The sequence below is a fragment of the Paenibacillus assamensis DSM 18201 genome (assembly GCF_000422445.1).
GTDB classification, from domain to species: domain Bacteria; phylum Bacillota; class Bacilli; order Paenibacillales; family Paenibacillaceae; genus Paenibacillus_B; species Paenibacillus_B assamensis.
Genome location: NZ_AULU01000021.1, coordinates 1 through 23664 on the forward strand (window position 1 = coordinate 1; position 23664 = coordinate 23664).

The 23664-nt window shown below is 39.1% G+C and carries 23 protein-coding genes and 1 pseudogene; 10 read left to right on the forward strand and 14 right to left on the reverse strand.

Annotated elements, in window-relative coordinates; translation table 11 throughout:
- Positions 1 to 342 (forward strand): IS3 family transposase (locus tag H580_RS0112200; RefSeq protein WP_028595043.1); only part of this gene is annotated, 342 nt, incomplete at its 5' end.
- Between the two features lie 597 nt (positions 343 to 939).
- Here H580_RS0112200 and H580_RS24125 read toward each other — a convergent pair.
- Both H580_RS24125 and H580_RS0112220 read right to left on the reverse strand, forming a co-directional pair.
- A complete protein-coding gene (locus H580_RS24125) occupies positions 940 to 1305 on the reverse strand; it encodes a hypothetical protein (protein WP_051217434.1) in 366 nt (121 codons plus the stop codon).
- A 12-nt stretch (positions 1306 to 1317) separates the two neighbouring features.
- The gene (locus tag H580_RS0112220) at positions 1318 to 6297 is read right to left on the reverse strand and encodes an RHS repeat-associated core domain-containing protein (protein WP_028595045.1); all 4980 of its coding nucleotides are present in this window, start codon (positions 6295 to 6297) and stop codon (positions 1318 to 1320) included.
- A gap of 905 nt (positions 6298 to 7202) precedes the next feature.
- On the opposite strand from H580_RS0112220, the gene H580_RS26520 reads away from it, so the two are divergent.
- Complete coding sequence (locus tag H580_RS26520; protein ID WP_028595046.1) at positions 7203 to 7868, forward strand: hypothetical protein; 666 nt, start codon at positions 7203 to 7205, stop codon at positions 7866 to 7868.
- On the opposite strand, the pseudogene H580_RS27010 reads toward H580_RS26520, so the two are convergent.
- From H580_RS27010 to H580_RS26805, 4 genes and pseudogenes are all read right to left on the reverse strand, one after another.
- A pseudogene (locus H580_RS27010) lies at positions 7781 to 8071 on the reverse strand (helix-turn-helix domain-containing protein); the annotation flags it as partial. The gene H580_RS26520 and the pseudogene H580_RS27010 sit on opposite strands and share 88 nt — an antisense overlap.
- Before the next feature lie 12 nt (positions 8072 to 8083).
- A complete protein-coding gene (locus H580_RS25500) occupies positions 8084 to 8278 on the reverse strand; it encodes an AraC family transcriptional regulator (RefSeq protein WP_028595047.1) in 195 nt (64 codons plus the stop codon).
- Between the two features lie 423 nt (positions 8279 to 8701).
- Complete coding sequence (locus H580_RS26205; RefSeq protein WP_157282873.1) at positions 8702 to 8857, reverse strand: hypothetical protein; 156 nt, start codon at positions 8855 to 8857, stop codon at positions 8702 to 8704.
- Between the two features lie 125 nt (positions 8858 to 8982).
- Positions 8983 to 9111: a hypothetical protein gene (locus H580_RS26805; protein ID WP_281167970.1), complete on the reverse strand. Its 129-nt coding sequence runs from the start codon at positions 9109 to 9111 to the stop codon at positions 8983 to 8985.
- 123 nt (positions 9112 to 9234) lie between these two features.
- Between H580_RS26805 and H580_RS26810 the strand changes: the two genes are divergently transcribed.
- The gene (locus H580_RS26810; protein WP_281167971.1) at positions 9235 to 9357 is read left to right on the forward strand and encodes a hypothetical protein; all 123 of its coding nucleotides are present in this window, start codon (positions 9235 to 9237) and stop codon (positions 9355 to 9357) included.
- 79 nt (positions 9358 to 9436) lie between these two features.
- Here the strand turns inward: H580_RS26810 and H580_RS0112255 are convergent, their stop codons facing one another.
- A complete protein-coding gene (locus tag H580_RS0112255; protein WP_028595048.1) occupies positions 9437 to 10018 on the reverse strand; it encodes a TetR/AcrR family transcriptional regulator in 582 nt (193 codons plus the stop codon).
- A gap of 216 nt (positions 10019 to 10234) precedes the next feature.
- Between H580_RS0112255 and H580_RS0112260 the strand changes: the two genes are divergently transcribed.
- On the forward strand, positions 10235 to 11257 hold the full coding sequence (locus H580_RS0112260; protein WP_028595049.1) for an MBL fold metallo-hydrolase: 1023 nt from the start codon (positions 10235 to 10237) through the stop codon (positions 11255 to 11257).
- A gap of 415 nt (positions 11258 to 11672) precedes the next feature.
- Here the strand turns inward: H580_RS0112260 and H580_RS0112265 are convergent, their stop codons facing one another.
- The 5 genes from H580_RS0112265 to H580_RS0112285 form a co-directional block, all read right to left on the reverse strand.
- Positions 11673 to 12203: an arsinothricin resistance N-acetyltransferase ArsN1 family A gene (locus tag H580_RS0112265; RefSeq protein WP_051217435.1), complete on the reverse strand. Its 531-nt coding sequence runs from the start codon at positions 12201 to 12203 to the stop codon at positions 11673 to 11675.
- Positions 12204 to 12225: 22 nt separating this feature from the next.
- Entirely contained in the window at positions 12226 to 13602 is a 1377-nt protein-coding gene (locus tag H580_RS0112270) for an NAD(P)-binding domain-containing protein (RefSeq protein ID WP_028595051.1), read from the reverse strand.
- Positions 13603 to 13699: 97 nt separating this feature from the next.
- Positions 13700 to 14047 (reverse strand): ArsR/SmtB family transcription factor, encoded by a 348-nt coding sequence (locus H580_RS0112275; protein WP_051217436.1) that lies wholly within the window; start codon positions 14045 to 14047, stop codon positions 13700 to 13702.
- A 134-nt stretch (positions 14048 to 14181) separates the two neighbouring features.
- Positions 14182 to 15246: a flavin-containing monooxygenase gene (locus tag H580_RS0112280; RefSeq protein WP_028595053.1), complete on the reverse strand. Its 1065-nt coding sequence runs from the start codon at positions 15244 to 15246 to the stop codon at positions 14182 to 14184.
- 63 nt (positions 15247 to 15309) lie between these two features.
- Positions 15310 to 15762, reverse strand: a complete 453-nt coding sequence (locus tag H580_RS0112285; RefSeq protein WP_028595054.1) for a MarR family winged helix-turn-helix transcriptional regulator — start codon at positions 15760 to 15762, stop codon at positions 15310 to 15312.
- Positions 15763 to 15946: 184 nt separating this feature from the next.
- Here H580_RS0112285 and H580_RS0112290 point away from each other — a divergent pair, with 184 nt between their 5' ends.
- The 5 genes from H580_RS0112290 (at position 15947) to H580_RS0112310 (ending at position 19691) form a co-directional block, all read left to right on the forward strand.
- Positions 15947 to 16261: an ArsR/SmtB family transcription factor gene (locus H580_RS0112290; RefSeq protein ID WP_028595055.1), complete on the forward strand. Its 315-nt coding sequence runs from the start codon at positions 15947 to 15949 to the stop codon at positions 16259 to 16261.
- A gap of 14 nt (positions 16262 to 16275) precedes the next feature.
- A complete protein-coding gene (locus tag H580_RS0112295; RefSeq protein ID WP_028595056.1) occupies positions 16276 to 17568 on the forward strand; it encodes an arsenic transporter in 1293 nt (430 codons plus the stop codon).
- A 24-nt stretch (positions 17569 to 17592) separates the two neighbouring features.
- The gene (arsC, locus tag H580_RS0112300; RefSeq protein ID WP_028595057.1) at positions 17593 to 18015 is read left to right on the forward strand and encodes an arsenate reductase (thioredoxin); all 423 of its coding nucleotides are present in this window, start codon (positions 17593 to 17595) and stop codon (positions 18013 to 18015) included.
- 301 nt (positions 18016 to 18316) lie between these two features.
- Positions 18317 to 18883: a PadR family transcriptional regulator gene (locus tag H580_RS25505; RefSeq protein ID WP_051217437.1), complete on the forward strand. Its 567-nt coding sequence runs from the start codon at positions 18317 to 18319 to the stop codon at positions 18881 to 18883.
- A complete protein-coding gene (locus H580_RS0112310; protein ID WP_028595058.1) occupies positions 18876 to 19691 on the forward strand; it encodes a CPBP family intramembrane glutamic endopeptidase in 816 nt (271 codons plus the stop codon). Before H580_RS25505 ends, H580_RS0112310 begins: the two co-directional genes overlap by 8 nt.
- A gap of 100 nt (positions 19692 to 19791) precedes the next feature.
- Here the strand turns inward: H580_RS0112310 and H580_RS0112315 are convergent, their stop codons facing one another.
- Together H580_RS0112315 and H580_RS0112320 are read right to left on the reverse strand one after the other, a co-directional pair.
- Entirely contained in the window at positions 19792 to 20916 is a 1125-nt protein-coding gene (locus H580_RS0112315; RefSeq protein WP_028595059.1) for an RICIN domain-containing protein, read from the reverse strand.
- Positions 20917 to 21689: 773 nt separating this feature from the next.
- Positions 21690 to 22403, reverse strand: coding sequence for an alpha/beta hydrolase (locus H580_RS0112320; protein ID WP_028595060.1), 714 nt, complete (start codon positions 22401 to 22403; stop codon positions 21690 to 21692).
- A 558-nt stretch (positions 22404 to 22961) separates the two neighbouring features.
- Between H580_RS0112320 and H580_RS0112325 the strand changes: the two genes are divergently transcribed.
- The gene (locus H580_RS0112325; RefSeq protein WP_028595061.1) at positions 22962 to 23642 is read left to right on the forward strand and encodes a stalk domain-containing protein; all 681 of its coding nucleotides are present in this window, start codon (positions 22962 to 22964) and stop codon (positions 23640 to 23642) included.
- Positions 23643 to 23664 lie beyond the last annotated feature (22 nt).

The window sequence follows — 23664 nt, forward strand, 5'->3', positions numbered from 1 at the left end:
GCATTTGCTTCTGTGGAAGGAGATTTGCGACAGATTCAATTGTTCCACACTGACCGTGGTAGTGAGTTTAAGAATAAGTTAATCGATGAGACATTGGCTACATTCCAGATTAGCCGTTCATTAAGCATGAAAGGTTGTCCTTACGACAACGCCGTTGCTGAAGCTACCTTTAAAATAATGAAAACAGAGTTTATTAACCAAATGAATTTTCAGAGCCTGCAACATCTTACGTTGGAGTTATATGACTATGTCAATTGGTATAACAAGCACCGCATACATGGGACATTAGGCTATATGAGCCCAGTTAATTATAAAAGAAAAGCCCTTAAAAAAGTTGTTTGATTTTGTGTTGACAGTCCACTTCTACTCTATTTATTGCAAAAGCAGGATCGGTTTTTATCACTGTCATACTTTTAGTTTACGATATCATGCTGTTTTGTTCCTTCTTTCGTTTCCCCTTTGGTTTTATTGACTTTGAGCTGCTCTTATTATCTAAAGCATCTAGACTAGCCTGAAGTGCAGACATTAAATCAAGAACATTACTTTTTGGATGAGCAACCTCATTTTTTAGTATTTCTTCCCCTTGAATCTTTTGCGTAATCACTTGTTGTAGCCGGTTCCTAGGTACACTTTATTCAGTTCAATGATTAAAAACAGGATTACTTTTTGTCACAATCCCGCTCCCTGCTTATTACCTATGCTATTTTTCTCTTTTTTGCTTTCCTCTTTAAAGGTAACTTGTGTGATGAGCTTACTACTCATTGACTAGACTGTGTGTCGTCCTCCACGGCTGATGTTATTTAAAATGAAAATGAGGTTAGCCAGACTAATCTGACTAACCTCGAAATGACTGTGTATTGTTAAAATGATTATAATCATTTTACATGAATTGATCATGATCCGTTTTATTTAACACTCCAGATTACAATCCGTCATTTATTACTCTATGAACATACCGTAGAGTGTTAGCTCATCATTTTCAAAGTCAACATCACAAATTTCAGATGGGAAAAAATCTTTTTTATTTATACAGTCATTGAATCTGTCTATACAAAACTCAATAATCTCTATATCTAGTTCTAATATGAATTTTCCATCAACATAAGATAGCTCTGATGGATCACCCTGATTAGTTACTAAAAATTCCTGAATAGGCTTCTCAAATTCAATAAAACTATCCTTTAGATGAATAACATCATTGCTTTCTTTTAGGGCCGTCGTAAACATTTCTTTAAGTCTTGTTGCACCAAGAAAGTTGAATTCAAGCTTAAGTGCATACTCATCATCTCTATATATTCTAATCAACTTAGCACCCCTCTACCTTAACCGAATATGAACATTTTTAGTTACTTCTACATTCTTATTTAAAAACTCAAAATGTACGTGAGGCCCTATATTTCCATGTCCTCCTTTAATATCATTGGGTTTAGCTCTGAATTGCCTAGAGCCACTGCTATTTCTCCACTTTCCCGGTGCAACATTTACATAATTATTTCCTAAGAATTTACGCTTCTCTTTTTCTAAGTTTTTTGCAGATATATTCCTTCTATGCTCAGTTATTTGCTTTGTTTTTCTTGTAACTTTTTCTTTTTTGTAAGAACTATTTGCTTTCGATGAAAATGTTTGTAAATAACCATGATCTTTACTTTTAGTAATCTTTTTTGAAGCCTTTTTAGCATATTTAATTACTTTCGGTGCAACTTTAAAAATTATTTTAATAGCTAAAACTACCCACTCACCATCAGGATCAACCAAGTTTATGGGGTTATTATTTGCATACGTATACCCATTCTTCGTTAGAGGGATTTCACTCGATCCTGAATGAGGATCTAACGTTAAGAAATGACTATGTGCCGGATTGTAATAACGTGCTAACAAATAGTACAAGCCTGTATGCTCATCATAGCGATAACCTGCATAGCGATAGGGGTTATCTTCTGCTAGTGGGCCACTTTGCTCCGTAATATTTCCCCAAGCGTCATATGCATACGAAGCAACGACATTACCTTTGCTATCTGTCATTGCAGTAACATCAGCATGCCCATTCAAATGATAATAGTACGTTTCCCCGTCTTTACTCATGGTTATAGGATTCCCCGAATCATCCCATGTATATTGTACGGTTAGCTCATTGTTTGCATTTGTCTCATAAAGAATGTCGTCTCCATCGTAGAAGAAGTTTGTCGTTCCTTCTGGAGTTACGATGCGTATACGTTTACCTGTTTCGTCATACTCGGCTTGGAAAGTAACATCCCCGTTGATATCCGTTATCTGAACAAGTTGATCTTGTTCATTATAGCGATATGAATGCTTACCATCAAATGTTAAGTTTCCATTCTTGTCATACGTATAAGCAACTCCGTCAATACTAGCTACCTGATTCGCGTTGTTATGCGAGTAACGAATCGTCTTTGTTTCATTTTTATTTGTAATCGTCTTCTCAATTCGATTCCCTACTTTATCATAGCTATAGGCAATTGTTGTTCCATCTGATAGAACTTCTTTAACAAGCTGCTCAAGTCCGTCATATTCATACTTAATTGTACCAGTTTCAGTATCTATGCTAGAGACGTTTCCATTTTTATCATAGCTATAAGAGGCTGTATCCATCATTTGACCATTTGAACCAATGTTATTATGGGTTAATAATTGGTTGCCTTTGTCATATGTCAAACTAGTCGATGTTCCATTTACACGATTGATATGCTCCAAATTATCAAGCTTGTTATACTTGTAATTTATTTGCTTAACGTCATTTTTTGATATTTCCGTTAATTGATTAAGCGCATTATAAGCATACTTCTGCGTATTTCTAATGGCACCTACTCGATAAGCTAGTTCTTTTACTTGCTGATTTGGATCATAAATATATGAAATATTATTTCCACGATCCGTAATAAGTTTTAAGGTATCATTTTTATAATACTGATATTGCTTGATCTGATTTCCGTTATGCAGTACCTTTTCTACATTACCATTCGCATCATATAAATAACTCCAGTTGACTTTTCCATTTACGAAGGTATCAGTAACCTGATTGAGTTTATTGTAATGCGTCGTTAACGTATCGCCATTTGGTGTAATGGATTTCTTCAGGTTTCCATTGGCGTCATACTCCAAATGAGTCGTTTGCCCCAGCGAATTAGTACTGCTTGTTACAAGCCCTAGTCCATTATACGTATACGTCGTCACATGACCGTTGGCATTAATGAACTTAGTCATATCACCAGCATCATTGTATTCATATAAGGTAGTATTTCGCATTGCATCCAAGACACTTGTTAACTGGTTGCGTTTGTTATACGTATAGTTGGTCTCATGCTGCTCCCCATCAACAAGACGCGTCACATTTCCGAACTTATCCGTATACGATGTTACGACATTTCCCGAAGCATCCTTTACAGATTTTACATAGTTACCCTTATCGTCGTAATCAAATGTCTCTACCGTACCATTTGACAGTGTAGCCGTCTTACGATTACCGTATTGATCGTACGTATAGGTCGTTCGCTCCTGCTTGGGGTCAATAACCACCATCAGGTCGCCTACGTTGTTGTACTCATATATCGTCTTATTATTTTTCGCATCAGTTTCAGAAGTTACATTACTGAAATTATCATACAAATACGTTGTAAGGTTACCCTCTTCATCCTTGACTGTTAGCACATTTCCTTTATTATCGTACGTACGCTTCAACAATCCATTTTTCGCATCTGTGGAATCAGTAGGATTGAAGTTCTCATCTACTACAGTTGTAAATGTATTTCCATCCGCGTCTATAACCTTTGTGACAACATAATTACTATTCATATGATATGTTGTTGCATTTCCTAATGGGTCGGTAATTACCGCAATACCCTTGTCAAGCTGGTAATCATAGTTTGTACCTGGACGGTTTGGTGAATCTGCTCCAGATGCATCGACTGAAGGCTCTTGTATTTTTAGCAATGAGTTATTTTCATCATACGTAAAATCGGTACGTCGTCCGTTAGGATCAATAACAGCCTTAATACGATTTCCGTTATCGTACTCGAATTGCGTACGGCTTATTTTACTAGCGTCCATGTGCTCATCTACGTATATTAACTTGGATGATGCATCATAGCCATATTCAAATTTCTTTCCCTCCAACATTGAACTTATGACTTTGCCCTTGTCATTGTGGTTCAATATTAATTGACGGCCAGATGGATCTGTAATCTGCGCTAACTTGCCTGCTACATCGTAGCCATACGTTATTGTGTTTCCATGTCTATCGAATTCTGAGCTAATTCGTGCTCGAATAATACTTACTTCTTCGTCGGAAGGTAATCGATCAAATCGAGCAACATTGCCCGTTTTATCTACAATGTCATAGCCTATCGTAAACCCTTTTTCATCATATCTTTTCTTCAGCGTTACATACGTTCCTGGAGGTGCTTCAAAACGATTCGTTTCCTTGCTGTACTTGAACGTATGTGAAGTTGCATCACTGTCTGTATATAGAATTTCACCTGCACGTGGTGCCTCTATAATGGATTCCGAACCATTAAAGGACCAGCCATAACCGAATGGAGAATGCTCACCAGACTTAGAGTTATACGTGCGATTCAGAGAGAAGCCAAAGTTTCCTCGACCGTCCAGCACGAAATCAGTAAACGATAACACATGGTTACCTGTTCCAAGATTTGCAGAGCTAACACCATCTCCGACTGGGAGACTGCCATACGTCCAATACGGTTCCATACCTAAACGACTTGCTGGATAGTACGTAATCGCTAGAACGGGAGAATACTCTGCAAATGCTGTATCATCTCCGGATACGAATTTCTTATAGGTGTTAGTCGTTTCCGAGTGGCTCTTAAATATAAGTCCACGATTCCGCGAAGGATCGTTAATCCATCTGTCTACGATGTACGGTGCAATCGGCCACTGGTAAATGATATCCAATGTTGTTAAAGAGCCGATACCAGAAACCGTAGAAGTTTGAGCCGCTGCAAAGTCTCCCCCTTTTACCTTCCAAGGATCGTTGACGTTTGCATTATTCCACGACGCTCCCGTTTCGGACCATGTTTTCTCAATGACGTGCATCGTTGCGCTGATGTCCGTATCGTTGGATACAGATGCTAGACGCATATTTATTTCCGCTGTAAGTACTTGTGAACCTTTTTTGATATTGCTTGTATCAAAATGAAGCAACGAACGAATGACATTACTCTTTGTACTGTCCTTGTATAAACCAACACCAAGTGTTGTCTCCGTTGGTGCTGTTGCTGTTGGAGAAGCACTTCGAATGTTAGTATCATTCAATTTCGCCTTTGGCTGATATTTGACGATCGTTGGATCAATGGTGACGGGATAGACACGACTGCTATCTTCTAACCATGCACGATTCGGGACAATATCCAGCGTAAGCTGATCCCCCTCTTCTTGCATTCGCATTTCTACGTCAAATGACAACGCCTCTTCAGGATAAGTATCAACCTGTGGATTTGATTTATAGCCTTCAGGTCTGTACGAATCGTACATAAATGGTTTGTCAATAAAATACACAATATCTTGTGTTTGCTTATCAAGTAATGAGATGGTTCCATTCGGTTCAGCACGATAATCAAGATTTTTCAAATCGATGCTGAATGAATAAACGGTCGGTGTTGTTGGATCAGGCATCTTTTCAAGGATAATATCTTCCTTGATACGGTTTGAAGCCAACGTATACTTGATATTTACGTCAGGATACACATCAGGATATTCAATATTGTTTTTCTCATGTGAGCTTGTTACCTCTTGGGGAGCATCTAATGCAGCTTGGTTACTACTTGTATCTCTTTTTTTTCGAGAGCTCTTGTTTTCATGCTTTCTGCCTGCTGGATACAGAGTAATTCCATATTGATCCTCTGTTAATTCGAACAGATTAGCATTTGTTTTATTTTTCTTGGAAAATTTGACTTTATAATCATTCGCATTGTTGTATACGAATTGCCCATTCGTGTGGAGTTTATTATCGATGGGGAGCCATTTATCCGAGGATTCGTCTTTGTAGTGAATAGGTACTTGAGAAATCTCCGTCGTTAACGTACCATCACCATTTGAAAAGGTGCGTGAATCTTCTGTTCTTAGATCTACTACTTCTTCTTTGAGTAGATCTTGCTCTTTACTTTGTTGCTCCTGGTCCTTTTTCAAAGAATTTGGTGCAGCTTGTTCAGAGCCAGTACTAGGTGATGCATAGCCGATTGGAACAGCTGTCACCAGTAGTGCAAACACCAAAATTGAAACTACAAAACTTTGAAAACTCTTAAATCTCTTCCTAGAATACATATCTTTACCTCTTATGCAAAATAATACGAACACAATGATCCATTCTATTTACAGCATAAGGAATTGACAAGTAGCAACTTTTTTCCAGTTAATAATTGTAATCATGTGTGCTAGTATGTGAAAACACACGAATATCCTCATTAACAAAAACCCTGTCTGTAACAGACCTATAAGGGATGCCACAATAAATCTAACTTGTTCATAACCGGTTCCCATTGATAACATTTGACCATCTTTATTAATTCAATTAAATAACTTGCTGTAAAAGCTATGTGTCAATCCTAAAACGTCATATTAAACATTGCTAAGGGATAATATCCTTATGTTCTTGTCAAAAACGGAAATGTCATCAACTTCTTGCCAATTATAAGAATCATATTAAGAATTATAGCTAACCTTAAACTTCATTGTCTGGCTTCTTTACGTTTTTATGTTGGTCAGTTAAGCATATTATACTTAAATCAAATCTCCACCCAAATACAATCATAAGTTCTCATTTCTCCATGAACACTTATGATTGTATTTCTTACATGTACATGGTGACTGCATAACAAATAACCTACCTTTGGAGTTTATCCAACGAAATAAGTAGGTTTAAGAGGATTAATATAAATTAGGTTCACTTCTACTCTATTTATTGCAAAAACAGGATCGCCTTTTTTTGACTCTGTGAAATTTTTTAAATAAGTATAACTCAACGTTATCCCTCCTAATTCACGGCGCGAACCAGTCTATTAACTTTCCAGTTACCATATCATAACGAAAGGCTTCAGGCGTGTTTTGTTATACCTGTAAGATTATAATAGGATATATACTGGAACTAAAGGCTTGGAGACAAATCGAAATTGCTGTGTAGTTATACCTTTTTATATTAAACAAAATAAGAAATATGGAGATGAAGCGAAATGACAGATTATCCAACTAGTAAGGATATTTTTCGAGAATGTTGTTCCAGGATTGCGGCGGCCTGCGCTCCATGCGGTTTCAAATACAATAAATCCAGAAGAAGTATGATCAAACCAATCGGTTCCTTTACAGCTGAGGTACGTTTTTCAAGTCACTCTTCCAATGCGGCCGGCAGTTATTTGGAGTTTAATACCAATTCCCGAATCATAAATACGCATAGCGGAAAAGTATACTGGGAGATCAGCTTGAGCAGCTTCCGGGACAAAGGCAAGGTATGGAATTTGGCCAAGGAAGCCACCCGAGAGCGGGAACTGGCAGAAATAATCACGTTGATTCAAAATAAGGTCGCTCCATTGATGGACAAGTACGAGACTAATCTTGAGGAGATCCTTGAGGAGGTCATCCAGACTGGATGGTTTTTGCCGCAGGCGAATCCAATGGGATTCTATGTGCTTGACGTTCTAGACCTGGTGGTTGATTTCGGTTCACCTGAACAAATACGTGAATGCACGCATCGGTACATCCGCCACTTATCGGAGGAAATGCAGGAAACCTTCGAGAACGATTATAATGCATATCAACGGGATGGACAGGCTGCAAGCACAATAGCATTTCGTAAATTAATCCCTTTTATGACCGAGCGCAACATTTCACTACCACTATAAAATGAAAGGATAGCGACTATCCCAATCCACGGCTCAGCTCCCTTTTGCTGCAAGGCGAGATTAACAGCGTGGAATGTAGGCAAAAGAAACCGTCCCCTCCGATAGTTTTCTGGTGTTATTCCATACACGCGTTTGAAAGCTCTTCCGAATATATCATGGGATTCGAAGCCGTAGTCATATGCGATCTCCGTTATTTTATCATTGCTTTTCCTTAATCATTCGTCAGCAAGATCTAATTTGCGACCGCGTACATAGGACATGACGGTGAAGCCGGTGTACGCCTCAAACACACGCAAAAAATGTAACTTAGAGAAGCCGGCTAACGCTACAAGCGACTCACACGGAATGTCTTCCTGCACATGCGATTCGATATAATTAAGTACGGATTGAATTCTTTGCTTATAGTCCATGGATATGCACCATGGCGTTCATTGTAGTATAGGGAACAATTGGTTTCTAGATGTTTTTCTCATATCGGCGGAGAAACACGGTTAGTACGTAATCCAGCCCGTTAGCTTAATGAAATTGCATGGAAATCCAGTTAGATACATATCTAATCGGTAATCGGCTCAAGTTCTTGTCCTCAACTCGGGACAAGAACTTGTACCGATAGAACAAAAAGCCGCTAAATTAGCGACTTTCAATGGGGCCATGTTCTTGTCCCACGACAGATGATGGTTGTATATTTTTACTTCGAGTTGTGTGTATGATATGTCTCCTGATCTTCATCCTCTATTCGCATCTGCAATAATCTCGCTGACGCTTTTTTGTTGTAAGCAATTCTTTGTCTGACAGATGAGTCATGATCTTTTGCCATTTTTATTAGAAGATTCTCAGGTAACCTGTTTTTTTAAAGCAATCATCCACCTCACACGTTCTAAAGAATCTTCTGAAAGAACTTCCATAATCTCATTAGGAATAAATTTGTTTTGGGCTATCCAAACCCTTATGTCAGTATAACTTTCAATAACCTCTATCCATACTTCCAAGGGCTCCTAATCCTAAGATAAAGTTCTGACTCGACTCCACCTTGGGTTGTCAGGGAAGCAATCGTCAACAGTTGCCGCTTTTTTGGGTTCAGTCATTCTCTGGAATAAATATTTCTAAATGAAATCTAGATAATGTAGTTAGCAACGTCAGGAGCAATATCTTTAAGTGATTCGATTACACGTTCTGCTGCTCCTCCGCTCCCGCCTACCTCCATTAGTTTGTTCCACCCTCGTTGATAGCGTTCTGTCGTCATGTTGTAACCTCCTAGAAGTAAGATTCATAATCACCATATTTATGGTATAAATTCTAGATTAATACGGAAAAATGCAGACCGGTTATTGAACATAAAATTGTAGAGATGAAGAGGTTCCGCGATATGGAAACAGCCAAGTACCGAGGTCTATATCGTATGCGAATACAGACGTATCTCACAGCATTTATTATGAATGTGAATCGAATGGTAAAGCTAGTCGAGCAAAAGCAGTCCGCCCTCTTTTGAGGAGCAGCTGCTTTTAGTATTATACTAGAGTTAGAGCTGCGCAAGCAGTCTTCGGCATATGTAAATAAATCAACAAAGCTTATGACTGAGACAAAATTCCTTTAACAAACAATGAGACACTGTGCTTGTAGAACTCTTCCTCGGTGACGAGTTGGGATTGATATTGCCGGTGAATCAGCTCGCTCATCTGAAATCCATAGCACATCGAGAGAAAAGACATGGCGATAAGACGCTCATCCTGTCTGGCTATAACTTTTTTCTTCTGCAAGCGTTCAAAATATTCAACCAGCAAGGAGTGCAGCTTCAGCGGCGGATCAGCCAGCACTCTGTCTAATTCGGGAAGCATTCCTTTGTCGCGGAGGCCAATTAAAATGATGTCCGCATTTTTATGAAAAAACAAACGGTACTGCTGACTTACATTCAGTAGATCGACTTCCGGATTATCGGTCGCGTCCTCTTTTAACAGCTTCTCAAATTGAGGGATATCCGAATGTCTTTCAATGATGGCTTCTAATATGCCTTGCTTGCTTCCAAATTGCCGGAAAATCGTAGATTCATTGACTTTAGCTTCCGTTGCAATGGCTTTGGTGCTTACTCCCCGATAGCCATTCTTTTTAATGAGCCGTGTCGCAGCTTCAATGATTCTATCTGATGTTTGCATTGTATTTCTCCTTTTGCATAGTTAAGTCTATTCTACTACAAGTTATGCACATGCAGCAGCGCCCCCATCCATGTAGTGTGATGCTGCTCAATTACTATCATATCGCGCAGAATCAATGCATGCAAGTGCACGCTTGCAAATCTGTTTTCTGTTCTCTATAATAAAACACTGTCAGTATGCCTTGCCCCAAAAACATACACGCAAAGGAGAATTTTCATGAAGTATGGACGTATTATCCAAAAACCTCGCGTTAAATTTTTTGAAGTCGCAGATGACGTCTTTGCTGGCATTTCACCGTATCGCGGCATCAGTTGGGCCAATGCCGGGTTCATCAACAAGGGTGATGGGCTGCTGTATGACACGTTCTTCGATTTGTTCCACGCGCGGGAAATGCGGGATGCTTTTATGGAAGTAAGCAACGGTGGCTCTCCCGCATATGTGGTGAACTCGCACTATAACAGCGACCATTCCTGGGGAAACAAAGTGTTTGAAGATGCTTGCATTATTATGCACAAGGAAGCGTCCAGAGAGCGTCTCACCGAAAACATCGCCTGGATAGACAGCGTCATCAGAAGAGGAAAGGATTCTCCGGAATCGACTCCGGGAGAGCGTTTTTTTGCAGCGGAATTTGAAGGATTCGACCTGGAAGGCGTAGAATGGGTGCTCCCGAATATTGAGATCAAGGACGATATTAACATCCGTCTTGGCGATACGGAAGTTATGATTTACAGCGTAGCTCCAGCGCACTCTGACAGTGACTTACTGTTGTGGATGCCAAAAGAAAAAGTGCTGTTCGCTGGTGATGTCGTGTTTAACGGTTGTACAGCATACAGCGAAGAGGGAACCCTCAATTGGATTAAAGTGCTTGATCGCATTATTGATGAAATTAAACCCGAAATCGTTGTTCCAGGACATGGCGCCATCTGCGGCCTGGACTTCGTGAAGGAGCAGAGAGACTACCTCCTGAACCTGATCAGCGAGTTCAACAAGCATTACAATGACGAAATGGATTCCTTGTCCCTGACCAAGCAAATTGATATTTCCCGCTTCCTTCATTGGATTCAGCCAGAACGCTTGTATGTTACAGTGGATATCCTATTGAAGAGCAAACGAGGGTTACCCCCCCTTCCAATTTGGAACGAGGTGCCTGCTAAGCTGGAGGACATGAAAGCTTTTTTGGCTGGGAAATATGGCGATCAGATCAAACCATGGGACCCTATGAGTGTTTGGCAAGAATAGCAATTTGAATTATCAATATTATTGATTACTGTAGATTGTTGAAGTTGAAACAGGCACGATTAGGCGTTTCTATACAGGGGTCTGTCGATTGCCTGTTCTTTTCTTTTTCACTAAATTGATTGAATATCGCTTGAATCAACACTAATTTCCCGCTTCGTTATAAGAATTTTATTAATGAATAACAAATTTATCAGGCGCTGTTCAGAAAGTGGACCCAATTGCTCGGCTATAGTCCGCTCAAGTTAAAAGCTCGCGCCGTCTGCATTCTGTGAATAACGATTTCAATCATCAAAGTTACCGCCTTAATCGGTAATGTCCTTATGTTTTTGTCATCTGACAGATGTGTCACATCATATCTTATGAAAGAATACAATTAGTTTGATTTTATGTGCACGAAGAAATTTCGTATGAAGTATTACGGGTTTTCTTTGTGCTCCGTCATATTACTTGAAAATAACTTCTCAACAATGACAACATTAAGCCATTTACCATCTAATTGGCTATGTTTTTCATATACGCCAACTTCTCTAAAGCCCAGACTACGACACAACTGTCGGCTACCTGCGTTAAAGTCAAAAATACGGGAAAGTAACTTCCAGTAATGAAGCTTCTCACATTCCTTTATAAGTGCACCTAGAAGTTGCTTACCTATTCCTTTTCCTCTGTAATCTTTATGAATGTAAATGGAGAATTCCCCAATACCTTTATAACATTCTCTTGTCTCACGATACGGAGAAACATAGGCCGAGCCTAGAATTACATTTTCACTAACGCACACTAAGATAGGATAATGCTCCCCAGACTCCTCAATCCATTTCACTCTGCTTTCAAGCGTCTTAGGATTGCTCTCAAATGTCGAGTTTCGCTCATGAACAACATTATAGTTATAAATATCGTTTAGAGCAGCTGCATCATCTATCCTGGCTCTACGTATCTCGATTTTCATAGTTGCTTCCCTTCCCTTAGGATTATCCGCAGCAGGATGAACTCTTACTTGGGCTTGGATTAACTGTACAGCAAGTACTTTCAGCCTTTTTTTCTTGGGCAGCTTCCTCTGTCTCACAGCAGCTCTCTTCACGAGATACACTTATGTTACAAACTCCTGTTTCCGGTAGTTCTAGTTCAACCTTCTCTGCTGCTTCCCAATCACCTGTCAAAGCTGCCACAATGGATCTAACCTGCTCATATCCGGTTGCCATAAGAAACGTTGGTGCACGACCATAGCTTTTCGCTCCAACGATGTAAAAGTCTTGTTCAGGCTGACGCAATTCTTTCTCTCCATGTGGCCTTACGGTACCACAACTATGAAGATTAGGATCAATCAGTGGAGCTAACACCCCGACACTCTCAATTGCTGAATCGATATCTGTTCTGACTTCACGAAGGAAGCTCATATCTGGGCGAGATCCGGTATTACTTATAACTTCATCAATCGATTCAACTTGGATTGTCTGACCGTTACTGTAACCTATTACATGAATCTGATTTCCTGATTGTTCGAAGTTCTCAATCATGAATGATGGGTACACTTGCACTTTTCCAGAAAGGACAAGATTCTCTAACCTTATACCCAGCTGTCCACGTTCACGAAGACTGTCCTTCTCTTGTCCTCCGTACACTTCTTTTACTTGGGATTTGCGAATGATCCAAGAGATGTTTGTATCTGGCTCCTGTTCCTTAAGCTTTTCAAGATCTAACAGTGCATGAATAGCAGAGTGACCACTTCCAACAACAAGTACGTGTTTACCAGCATAACGTTCTCTCTGTTTACCTAGCACATCAGGAATTTCGTAAGTAATCTGTTCTTTCAATGCAAGCTCATTATCCGTCCACATTCCATTCGATACTGCAGGATTAGGAGTAGCCCATGTACCAGATGCATCAATTACAGCCTTTGCTTCGTAGACCTTTGTTTCACCATTCTCCGTGACATGCAGCACAAAAGGCAACTTTTCACGTTCAGCTGTTTTTACTTTGCTCAAACCTTTACGACTTACTGCAGTAACTTTTGCATTAAAGTGGATATGTGGTTGAATTGTCGGCAGCTTGGATAGTGGAGCAAGGTACTGCGTTACTAACTCACCACCAGTTGGAATATCAGTATGAATCGGTGCCTTCCAACCATTTTCCTCGAGTAGCTGTGTGGCTACTTTATCTATATTAAATTGCCAAGGAGAGAATAGACGTACATGACTCCATCGATTAATATTCCCTGCTATCTCGTTAGCTGTCTCAAATAGAACGAATGATTCGCCTTTTGAAACCAAATGAGCTGCTGCTGCTAAGCCTACAGGCCCCCCACCAATTATCGCTATAGGCAAAACACTACAACATGTATTCATCATTCATTACCTCCATAATTAATTGATTTGAGTATCGTTAGTATTAATTCCACATTCTCTTAATCAAATTATTTTGATTAATTATATAAAACAAAAGCGATTAGCAACAATCGCCTGTTTTAGCATCATTCAAACGGAAAATGTAGCATAGCTCTGGTGAGAGAAGATTGTTAACTTCCTCTTGATTAAGTTCGTAATAACTCCATGTACCTTTCGTTTCTCTCCGAATTAAACCAGCATCCAGTAAGATTTTTAAATGGTATGACAGTTTAGACTGCTGCATATCGAAAATATCGGTTAGATCACACACGCATGTGTTTCCTCTCTGTGTGAGCTCATACATAATCTGTAGTCGTTTTTGATCTGCTAATGCTTTAAACTTTGCCTCATATTTTGCAAAATCGACTTCTGATGATCCTTGATGCGTGATGGGAAGTTCTTTAAACATCATCTTCCCTCCTACTCTTTTATAATCTCATTTAATCAAATTATTTTGATTTATGGTGGTATCATATCATCCAGTTTTTATGAAAGTCAATACTAAATCAAAAATTCTTGATTTAAGGATTGACACTTCTATAACTATGTTCTTTTCAGATACCTCATAAGTTGTTTAACAACATATTCTGCATCGGAACCTACCCCGCGAATCGTAGCTGATGCAAACGAGCGTTGACCATATAAACCTACATAGTAAAGCCCTGGAACGGCTGTACTGACTCCTCCTTTTTGTAAAGGATCGCCATTTTCATCAACAGCACCTAGTCCCTCTAGATGAAACAGGCTCGATTTATATCCCGTGGCAAAGATGACCGAATCAACTTTCTCTTTCTCTCCATTAGGCCAAATAACTCCTTCGGAATAAAAAGCATTAAACATCGTTTTCTGATCCGGATTACATGCATCTATTCTGTTCTTATAATTATCCAAATCAATTACGGAGGCTGGATTCGGTGACTTTATCCCGAAACGCCAAAAAGGAAATGTATCTAATCCAGTTAGACGAAACCAAAAGTGAATATCTTTCCCTAGTATACGCTGCTTGGTAAAGTGAACTGGTTTAAGTACTGCTAAACTGGTTTGGCTTACATCAGCCAATTCAATGGCAATTTGAACAGCTGAATTACCACGTCCAACGACTATAACTCGCTGGTTCTTATAAGGTTCTGCATTTCGATAAACCGATGAGTGTATCACTTTTCCTTTGAACTTGTCTGTTCCATTAATTCGAGGGGTGTATGGACTATGAAAAGAGCCTGTAGCATTAATAATTGTCTTTGATACATACGTGTTTCCAGAGGCTGTGTAGATATTGAATCGTCCATCTTCCTGCCTCACCTGTACAATATGCTCATTTGCCTTTACTGAAAGTGAAAAGCGCTTAGCATATTGTTTGAAATAAGAAATAACATCATCTCTCCTTGGGTAATTGCCCATTTCACCAGGAAACTCCATTCCAGGAAGAGATGAATAACGTGCAGGTGAAAATAACTTTAAGCTATCATAATATCTAGGCCAGGAACCAACTGCTTCAGGTTGAGATTCCAAAATAAGATAAGACAGCCCTTGATTCTGTAGATGATAACCCGAAGCAAGCCCAGCCTGCCCACCACCGATCACTATGGTGTCATACGATTTACTACTCATTTTAATTATCCCCTTTAAAATATTTGCATTTTACAAGTATTATACGTGAATGCAGAATTAGCTCTAGCATTCATCCGCTGAGTACAACGATTTAGCTTTTATGATGCTTTCATTCAATAGTTGCAAAGCTTGCAACACGATGTCTTGCTCCGACTCACTCATGCACAAGAATACTTTCTCTAAATAATCCTGGATCATTTTATCAATTGCACCTGCAATAAACTTACCTTCCGTTGTTAACAGTAGGATATACACCCTTCTGTCTTCAGGCAATTGAATCTTTTTAACGAAGTTCTTTTTCACTAACGATTGTATTTGTCGACTAAAAGTTGTTATATCCATCCCTAGCGTATCAGCAATTTGTTGTACGGAAGGTTGATGCTGGCGATCAATTTCGTAAAGTATTTGGCTTTGGACTAGTGATATATCATGATGACCTACATTACAGCAGCTCTTATTCAACAATCCAAAATTACGTGCTATGACTTGTAGTAAATCTCTAGGACTGGGCTTCATTCCTGCTCACCTCCATTTAGTTATACCTGTTATATTTGCAATTTGCAACTAATACAACGAAGTATTTCATATAATCAATCACTAATATAATTGTTTACTTATATGATGTTCTGTGTATAATAAGTTCTGGATATAAACCACCTCAAGGTGATAATGCCTCATCATCTTTAAAGGAGTGATCTCTTTGACATCAACTACAGTTCTTGTAGATACGATGAAACTGTTAGCTGATAAAACACGATTGACTATTCTAGCCCTTCTGAAAGAGAAGGAAATGTGTGTCTGTGATATCGTCGATATTTTACAAACTACACAACCTAACATTAGCCAGCATTTGAAGAAGCTTAAAAATGGCGGGCTAGTCGTAGAAACAAGGCGCAGTCAGTGGATTTACTATTCCTTGAATGTGGAAGATAAGCCGTACTTACAAGGTATTCTCGAAGAACTGCCGTCTATGAAAGATGAACTAAGCAGGTTTAATCCAAATTGTTGTAAATAATTAAGGAGGAATACATGTTAGTTATTGCATCTCTTATTTTCATCGTTACCCTGATTTTTGTCATCTGGCAGCCTAGAGGGTTAAACATCGGATATTCTGCTGTTGGCGGTGCTATCTTGGCCCTTCTTTTCGGAGTCGTTAACTTTCAGGATGTATGGGATGTTACAGGTATCGTGTGGAATGCGACACTTACCTTCGTAGCCATCATTCTCATTTCGCTTATCCTTGACGAGATCGGTTTCTTTGAATGGGCAGCCCTTCATATGGCGCGTTTTGCAAAAGGCAACGGAAGGCTCATGTTCATTTATGTTGTTTTACTAGGAGCAGCTGTAGCTGCGTTGTTTGCAAACGACGGAGCAGCCCTGATTTTGACTCCGATTGTACTTGCTATGGTTCGGGCACTCAAGTTTGATGACCGAATGATTTTGCCATTCATTATGGCGAGTGGATTTATTTCAGATACAGCCTCGCTACCACTTATCGTGAGCAATTTAGTTAACATTGTCTCGGCTGATTTCTTTGGCATTGGTTTTGCTGAATATGCGAGTCGAATGATCGTTCCAACTATCTTTTCTATTGCTGGAAGTTTGCTGATGCTGTATCTTGTATTTCGAAAACGTATTCCAAAAACCTATGATCTCAGTCAACTAAAACAACCTAAGGAAGCAATTAAAGATATGCGGATGTTTAAGCTTTCTTGGATTGTACTTTCTGTATTGTTGGTTGCGTATATGGTAAGTGGACTCGTACAGATTCCAGTATCCATCATTGCTGGCATAGCTGCTATCGTCTTTCTGGTATTTGCTCGAAGCAGTAAGGTCGTCCAAACGGGTGCTGTTATCAAAGGCGCTCCTTGGTCAGTTGTCGTATTCTCCATCGGCATGTATGTCGTAGTATACGGCCTGCGCAATGTAGGACTTACAGAAGAGCTCGGCAAGGTGTTTCAATGGATGGCCGATCAAGGGCTGTTTATAGCGACAGTAGGCTCCGGATTTGTTGCAGCTATCCTCTCCTCTATTATGAATAACATGCCAACCGTTATGATTGACGCACTGGCCATTCAGGAGACGAATACACAAGGAGTACTTCGTGAAGCACTTATTTATGCCAATGTTATAGGCTCTGATCTAGGTCCCAAAATCACGCCTATTGGATCGCTTGCAACACTGTTGTGGCTGCATGTCCTCAGTAAGAAAAATGTAAAAATCACATGGGGCTACTATTTCAAAGTGGGAATCGTGCTAACCATCCCTGTTTTATTTATTACTTTGACCGGACTTTATTTGTGGTTAAGCATTATTCATTAGTAAATTTAAAGGAGAAATACAAAGATGGAAAAGAAACTCATTTACTTCCTATGTACAGGTAATTCATGCCGCAGTCAAATGGCGGATGGCTTCATGAAGGAATTCGGCGGAGATCGCTTTGAAGTATATAGTGCTGGCCTCGAAGCTCATGGATTAAATCCTAGAGCCATTCAAGTAATGAATGAAGCCGGCATTAATATCAGTAATAATACCTCGGATGTCATTGATCCGGTGATTTTAAACCGTGCGGATTATGTTGTTACACTTTGCGGACATGCGGATGAGCATTGTCCTGTCATTTCAAACTCTACTGTTGTGAAATGGCATTGGGGATTTGAAGATCCTGCAAAAACAACCGGTACCGAAGAAGAAATTATGACGCATTTTAGAAGCGTTAGAGATGCTATAAAAGCGCGTGTTGTTAAGTTTGTTGAAGAAGGACAATAAGCCATTGTGTTCCCTTATAAAATATGGGGAGTTCATAGGGGCAACTTTGTGGCGTTTTATATAATATAATGTGTGTCACATCATATCCTACTCTTTTTAAATGAAGAATAAGATATGTCGTGACACATCATATTTTATTGATTTAGCGAGTTTCCTTGATACGAGTATGTACTAGACGGTACGAAATGTAAGTAAGTCCTTGAACCATTTCATCAGATGTATAAAACTCCACTTGTTTTATATTCTACTTGTGATATATTATACATGTATTATAATAATCCGAATAAATGGAGCTGTTTATATGTCTTTAAAACATGGTATTTTGGGCTTGCTTGCGAAAGGTTCTATGACTGGTTACGAGATTAACTCTGATTTTAATACTTCCCTGAATTTTATGTGGAACGCCCAACAAAGTCAGGTTTATCGTGAACTAAATGCGTTGGAAGAAAAAGGGCTAATTACCTCGACGACTATTCAACAGGAAGGCAGGCCTAATAAAAAAATCTACTCTATATTAAATAGCGGACTTCAGGAGCTAATAGAGTGGATTAACCAATATGAATTTGAAGAATCCTTAAAGATTCGAGATGCTTTTGTCATGCGTATCTTTTTCAGCGAACATAGTGATGGAAGCAATCTTCCATTTGCCTTACATGCCTACATCGAACATCATGAGGCTTTACTGAACAAACTTATTGATATTGAAGCAAAATATATTCATCAAGTCGAGCAACAGTCTGATATGCTTTACTGGTTAATTAGTATCCGTAAAGGAAAATTTACTTTTCAGGCCAATCTGAATTGGGCTCGTGAAACGTTGGATCTACTTGATCAATATAAAGGTAAGGAGGATGTGAATCATGAGTAACAAGAGAATCCTGATTTATATACTAAGTACCTTCACTATTACCTACACTAGCTGGTATATATACGCAATCTACATCCATCAAATCGGAGGAGGATTAAACTTTTCCGATGACATGGGTATCTGGATGTTACTTGGTCTTATGGGGCCCACCGTCAGCGCTTATTTGGCAATCGCTTTAACTAGAAGTGATGGAGGCTTCAAAGCATACCACGATCAATTCAAACCCCATTTGGGATGGAAGTGGCCACTTGTGGCCCTTACTCTACCTGTTCTGCTTGGAGGGATAGGATTTTTAATAGGATTCTTGTCCAATTCTGAACTAGCATCACAACCTACTCTTCAATCCTTTTATACCTTTATCCCTGCTTTCTTCAGCTCCATCATATTTGGAGGACTGGAAGAGTTCGGTTGGCGGGGCTTGCTACTCCCACTGCTGCTTGCCCGCTTCGGCTTTTACTGTGCGACTTTACTTACCGGCGCCACATGGATATTGTGGCATATCCCACTATTCTTCATTCCCGATTCAGGACAATACGGAAGTAACTTTGCTATCTACGCTTTAGAGTTGATCGGATACAGTGCAATTTTAACTTGGATGTACATCCAGACTAAAAGCGTTCTTCTTGCTATTGTGTTCCATGCTTCGTTTAACGCGGTTACCTATATTGGCTTGTATGCTCCCAAAACCGATTTGTTCGCCTATGGAGGATACGCAGTTGTACTCACTACTTTTGGGTTTGTGTTGATAGCTAAATTGAACTTAGAGCAGAGAAAAAAGAAATCTAAACCGCAGACATCCACTCTCTAATGTTGTGAAATGGCCTCATTAAAAAAACAAGTTGATTTCACTTGAGATAAAAAACCGTTTCTCCATTAAGGGAAACGGTTCTCTACTATAGGCTTTTCTATTATTGCGGAGGATTTATTCTTGCGACTGTATTCTTGTTATTTTTTACAATCCAAGGTTCTTGAACAAGTGAGCCATCTTTTCTCTTTAACGTATATTTGGTTACCAATTGATAGCCTGTATAGCCTGTTGTTACCCCAGATGTATTGGTTACAGTAGTTGAAATAGTTTCTTCCGTTGCTTTGCTAGTAGTTGAACTAACTGATGTTTGTAATGATTTCGTGATTTCGGTTCTCAGTGATGCAGTTATTGCTTTAAATGCGAACCCAAAATCCGCTCCGACAGTTATTGAAAGTGTATCCGTCAACGTTCGTTGATCTTCAGAACTCACACCTGATGTAAATGAATAATTGTAAGTAAGTCCAGGTGGAACAACCGCTGAGAATGTTTTCTCCCAGTATTCTTCCTTCACCAGAACATAATAAGGTGAATTGTTTATTTTTGTATAATCACTTGCTTGGTTATCTTGTACTACGATAAAAGGTAATAATGTTGCCCCTACTACAGCAGAGCTTGAAGTATCAGGTAATTGTTCATTGACATTTTGAGTAGTATAAACGGGAGCATTTGGTCTAGTTCCTATAGCTGGCAAAGTTGGTAACGTAATGCTGGTATTGGTTGCTGAGAGTCGAAATACACGATTAGGATCAGAAGAATTTGCATGATCCAAATCTACAAACTCCTCGCTGCCACGTGCTCCATAAGATGCAACTTTCCCATTTTCTTGGTTTACAATTTCAAAATCATTATTTCCTAGAGCTCGTAAATACCATTGTTGTCTAGTGGCACCCGTCCAAGTTTGTTGTACCAACTGCTCCGCTTCCCAATTTGCAAATGAAGTGGCTTTACCACTGCTTTTATTTACAATGGCATACAACCCTCCATCAAGTGGGAAAAATATGTATTTTTGATTATCAACATAAAACGGATAGTGTAAATTGACCCCGGTGTTGTTAGATTGGCTTGAATTAGGATTATCCCACTCTTTATTGAAATCCGCCTTTAACTTAATATAATAATATTGATTCTTCTCTGGAACTGCAGCTTCACTTAGAGGAGTCCAGAAAGAAAGACTCATTGCACCTACCAACAGCAATGACAGTGCCTTTTTGGATAAAAAATTCATTGTATCCCTCCTAATTTGGTCAATCATATTCTTTTCAAAGGTGCTGAAGTGAACGATGCACAAAAAAACTACTCGTCTGAAAAGAGAAATGCAGAACTCAATACGCCACATTTGATGCGCGTTATTTCAGTCGAACGAGAGTTGGTATGCCAGAAAAGGCATGACAAAAAAACTTCATGGATGTTAGAATTTTAAGAATGAGAATTCCTTTGAATCAATTCAGTTTTATCGAAAGAAAGATCGTAAACTGCTTTGTGTGGTGTGAATAATTTTCAGCTGATTCAAAGCTGGTTATGAGGTGGTCTAAGGATAATGGGTAATGGGTAATGTTGTAGCAAGCTTTTGTGGAGTATAGTGGTACTTATAGTAGGAGTTAAGGGAGTAAAATTGATGTACACTCGTTTCTTTTGTTTCCGCTAATGATTGTTCTTGAAGATATAACTAGATAAACTGGCTGCTACTCTTCGTTACTTTTGAAAGTCACCAATGCCTGATATAGATGGCGACTAAATCCCCCTCTCCCTTTGATTGGTATGCGTGTCGCTAAACATGAAGTATTGGTGATTACTTTACCATGCGTATCCATAAATGTAAACTGTCTTTTGTGTTTCGTCAGAGGAATAAATAGCAACACTTTCGAATATTGAAAATAGGACGTTATTCCAGTGATCCTGTCAATTGCTCTAAATTAATCAGAATATCAAATACCCGCAATATTTCATGCGGGTTAAATACTGAATACGATATGTACCTATGCTCTCATGCGTACACATTTACTTTTGACTTTGTAACCAGTCGAGCATTGCTTTTATCGTTTCATCTTGCTGGGCTTTTGGCGTTATTAAACTCGCATTGTCCCTTTTTTGCTCACCATACATACCAAAATTAGCATGATTCCCGCCTTTTATCAAATGCATGGTTTTATTCTTTGACATTAAATGTTCTCTATTTTCTATTTCTTCTACAGTGGCTAAGCCATCTACTTCACCGTAAATAGATAACATTGGAATTGTTTTTGTGGAGAAATCATCTGCTGGATAAGAAGCTAAGAAAATAATACCGTCTACCTTTTTTTCATTTTGAAAGGCATATCTAGATATCATGGATCCACCCAATGAGTGCCCAGCAACATACCATTTTTGAATGTCAGGATATTTTTCAATTATACTGTCTGCTGCATTCGTTCCAAGTACCGCCAAGTTTAATGGTAGTTCAGGCATGACAACAAAATATCCGTGGTCCTGAAGATTCTTCCCCAAATAGCTATAAGATTCTACTTCTACCTTTGCTCCTTGATAAAAAATAATCCCCGTGTTAGCTTCTTTCTGTCCAAACACTAAATGACCGTCAACTTTATTATGTTCTACTAATGAGTAAGCCTCTTCGGTTGGTTTATAAGTAAACTGGGACCAAACGATAAATATAATAATTCCCGCAATTAATAAACTTAGAACAGAGTACGCAGCGATTTTTATCCATTTTTTCAACCTATATTACCTCCACGATATGATGCTGTCTGATTTCGTAGCTGCTATGTTCTATAGGCTCAATACAGGGAAATTGATTGTGCATTCCCCCATTTTCACAAAGTCTCTAGTATCGGTATCAAGGTTCTGTCCCTTGCATACAAACATTTAAGTACGTACTATTTTGAGGATATGTGATAGTATGAGCTCCAAGCGCAAGCAGCTAACTTCTCTCTAGTTAACAGTTTAAACCGAAACCGCCGCCGGAGAAAGTAGTGAAAGGATAGTATAAAATGCAGTGAACATTGTACCTGGATTTTTAGTACCCGCTTCCACTTTGTCCCTGTAGTTCTCCAAATCCATTTATGACTTACAATAAGTCTCTTGGACTGTGTTCTATCCCGCTCCGCCTCTTCAGCTTACTAAAACTTCCATGATAATGCTGTTTGAAAATCAAAGACAATAAAGTTAATACCGTTCGTAGGATGTAACTTGCATAATATGGGAGAATTTAGGTTGTATATATTTTCATAGTTTCATATAATTATTTGTAAGTAAAAAAATGGGGGGTAATGAAAGGTGAAAAAGAAATTTGTCGTATTATTATCTTCTGCGACGATGCTCGGGGGTATGGCTATTGGTGTCGGGGCTGCACCCGTGCTCGAAAAAATCACAGCAAACTTGAATTGGGGAATTCGTTATGAAGTCAACGGAAAGCAGTGGACGCCTAAGGATCAATCTGGAAATAAAATGGCCGCTATTACTTACAACAACACAACCTATCTTCCGGTTAGAGCGGTTTCTAATGCTTTAGGGATAGCGGTAAAGTATGATCATAAAACTCAAAAAATTAGTATTGGCGAAAAGTCTGCTACTACTCCACTAACATCTGAAGACATTGATGTACAATACTCCTCTGTCGTCACAACGGACAATCAGTACACGATTCATGACGGTAAGGATTATGGATCAGGTGTACTTATGAAAGAAATTAATGTAGAGCAGAAGGTCACGTTCAAACCCGAAGGTAAACACCAGACATTAGAACTTGCTGTGCTCCCTGTATCGGTTTCTCAAGAGATTTCTGTTAAAATATTTAACGGTGAGGTGTTGCTGAAAGAAGTGTTCTTGTCCCCGAGTGGCAGTGGTCAAACGGTTACATTAGATATCAAGGGTGCGAAGGAAATTAAGGTGACCGCTAAATTAGTTGATATAATCGGTGCTTCAGGTACAATCTTCCTTGCAGGTACATATAAATAATACAAGTCTTCAGACAGTAGTC

Coding starts and splice junctions, on each gene's coding strand:
- H580_RS0112270 (WP_028595051.1), bottom strand. CDS start 13,602: ATGATGAATACATGTTGTAGTGTTTTGCCTATAGCGATAATTGGTGGG.
- H580_RS0112285 (WP_028595054.1), bottom strand. CDS start 15,762: ATGAAGCCCAGTCCTAGAGATTTACTACAAGTCATAGCACGTAATTTT.
- H580_RS0112310 (WP_028595058.1), top strand. CDS start 18,876: ATGAGTAACAAGAGAATCCTGATTTATATACTAAGTACCTTCACTATT.
- H580_RS26520 (WP_028595046.1), top strand. CDS start 7,203: ATGACAGATTATCCAACTAGTAAGGATATTTTTCGAGAATGTTGTTCC.
- H580_RS0112255 (WP_028595048.1), bottom strand. CDS start 10,018: ATGCAAACATCAGATAGAATCATTGAAGCTGCGACACGGCTCATTAAA.
- H580_RS26805 (WP_281167970.1), bottom strand. CDS start 9,111: ATGACGACAGAACGCTATCAACGAGGGTGGAACAAACTAATGGAGGTA.
- H580_RS0112275 (WP_051217436.1), bottom strand. CDS start 14,047: ATGTTTAAAGAACTTCCCATCACGCATCAAGGATCATCAGAAGTCGAT.
- H580_RS0112315 (WP_028595059.1), bottom strand. CDS start 20,916: ATGAATTTTTTATCCAAAAAGGCACTGTCATTGCTGTTGGTAGGTGCA.
- H580_RS26810 (WP_281167971.1), top strand. CDS start 9,235: ATGGAAACAGCCAAGTACCGAGGTCTATATCGTATGCGAATACAGACG.
- H580_RS0112280 (WP_028595053.1), bottom strand. CDS start 15,246: ATGAGTAGTAAATCGTATGACACCATAGTGATCGGTGGTGGGCAGGCT.
- H580_RS0112220 (WP_028595045.1), bottom strand. CDS start 6,297: ATGTATTCTAGGAAGAGATTTAAGAGTTTTCAAAGTTTTGTAGTTTCA.
- H580_RS0112295 (WP_028595056.1), top strand. CDS start 16,276: ATGTTAGTTATTGCATCTCTTATTTTCATCGTTACCCTGATTTTTGTC.
- H580_RS25500 (WP_028595047.1), bottom strand. CDS start 8,278: ATGGACTATAAGCAAAGAATTCAATCCGTACTTAATTATATCGAATCG.
- H580_RS0112265 (WP_051217435.1), bottom strand. CDS start 12,203: ATGAAAATCGAGATACGTAGAGCCAGGATAGATGATGCAGCTGCTCTA.
- H580_RS0112260 (WP_028595049.1), top strand. CDS start 10,235: ATGAAGTATGGACGTATTATCCAAAAACCTCGCGTTAAATTTTTTGAA.
- H580_RS25505 (WP_051217437.1), top strand. CDS start 18,317: ATGTCTTTAAAACATGGTATTTTGGGCTTGCTTGCGAAAGGTTCTATG.
- arsC (WP_028595057.1), top strand. CDS start 17,593: ATGGAAAAGAAACTCATTTACTTCCTATGTACAGGTAATTCATGCCGC.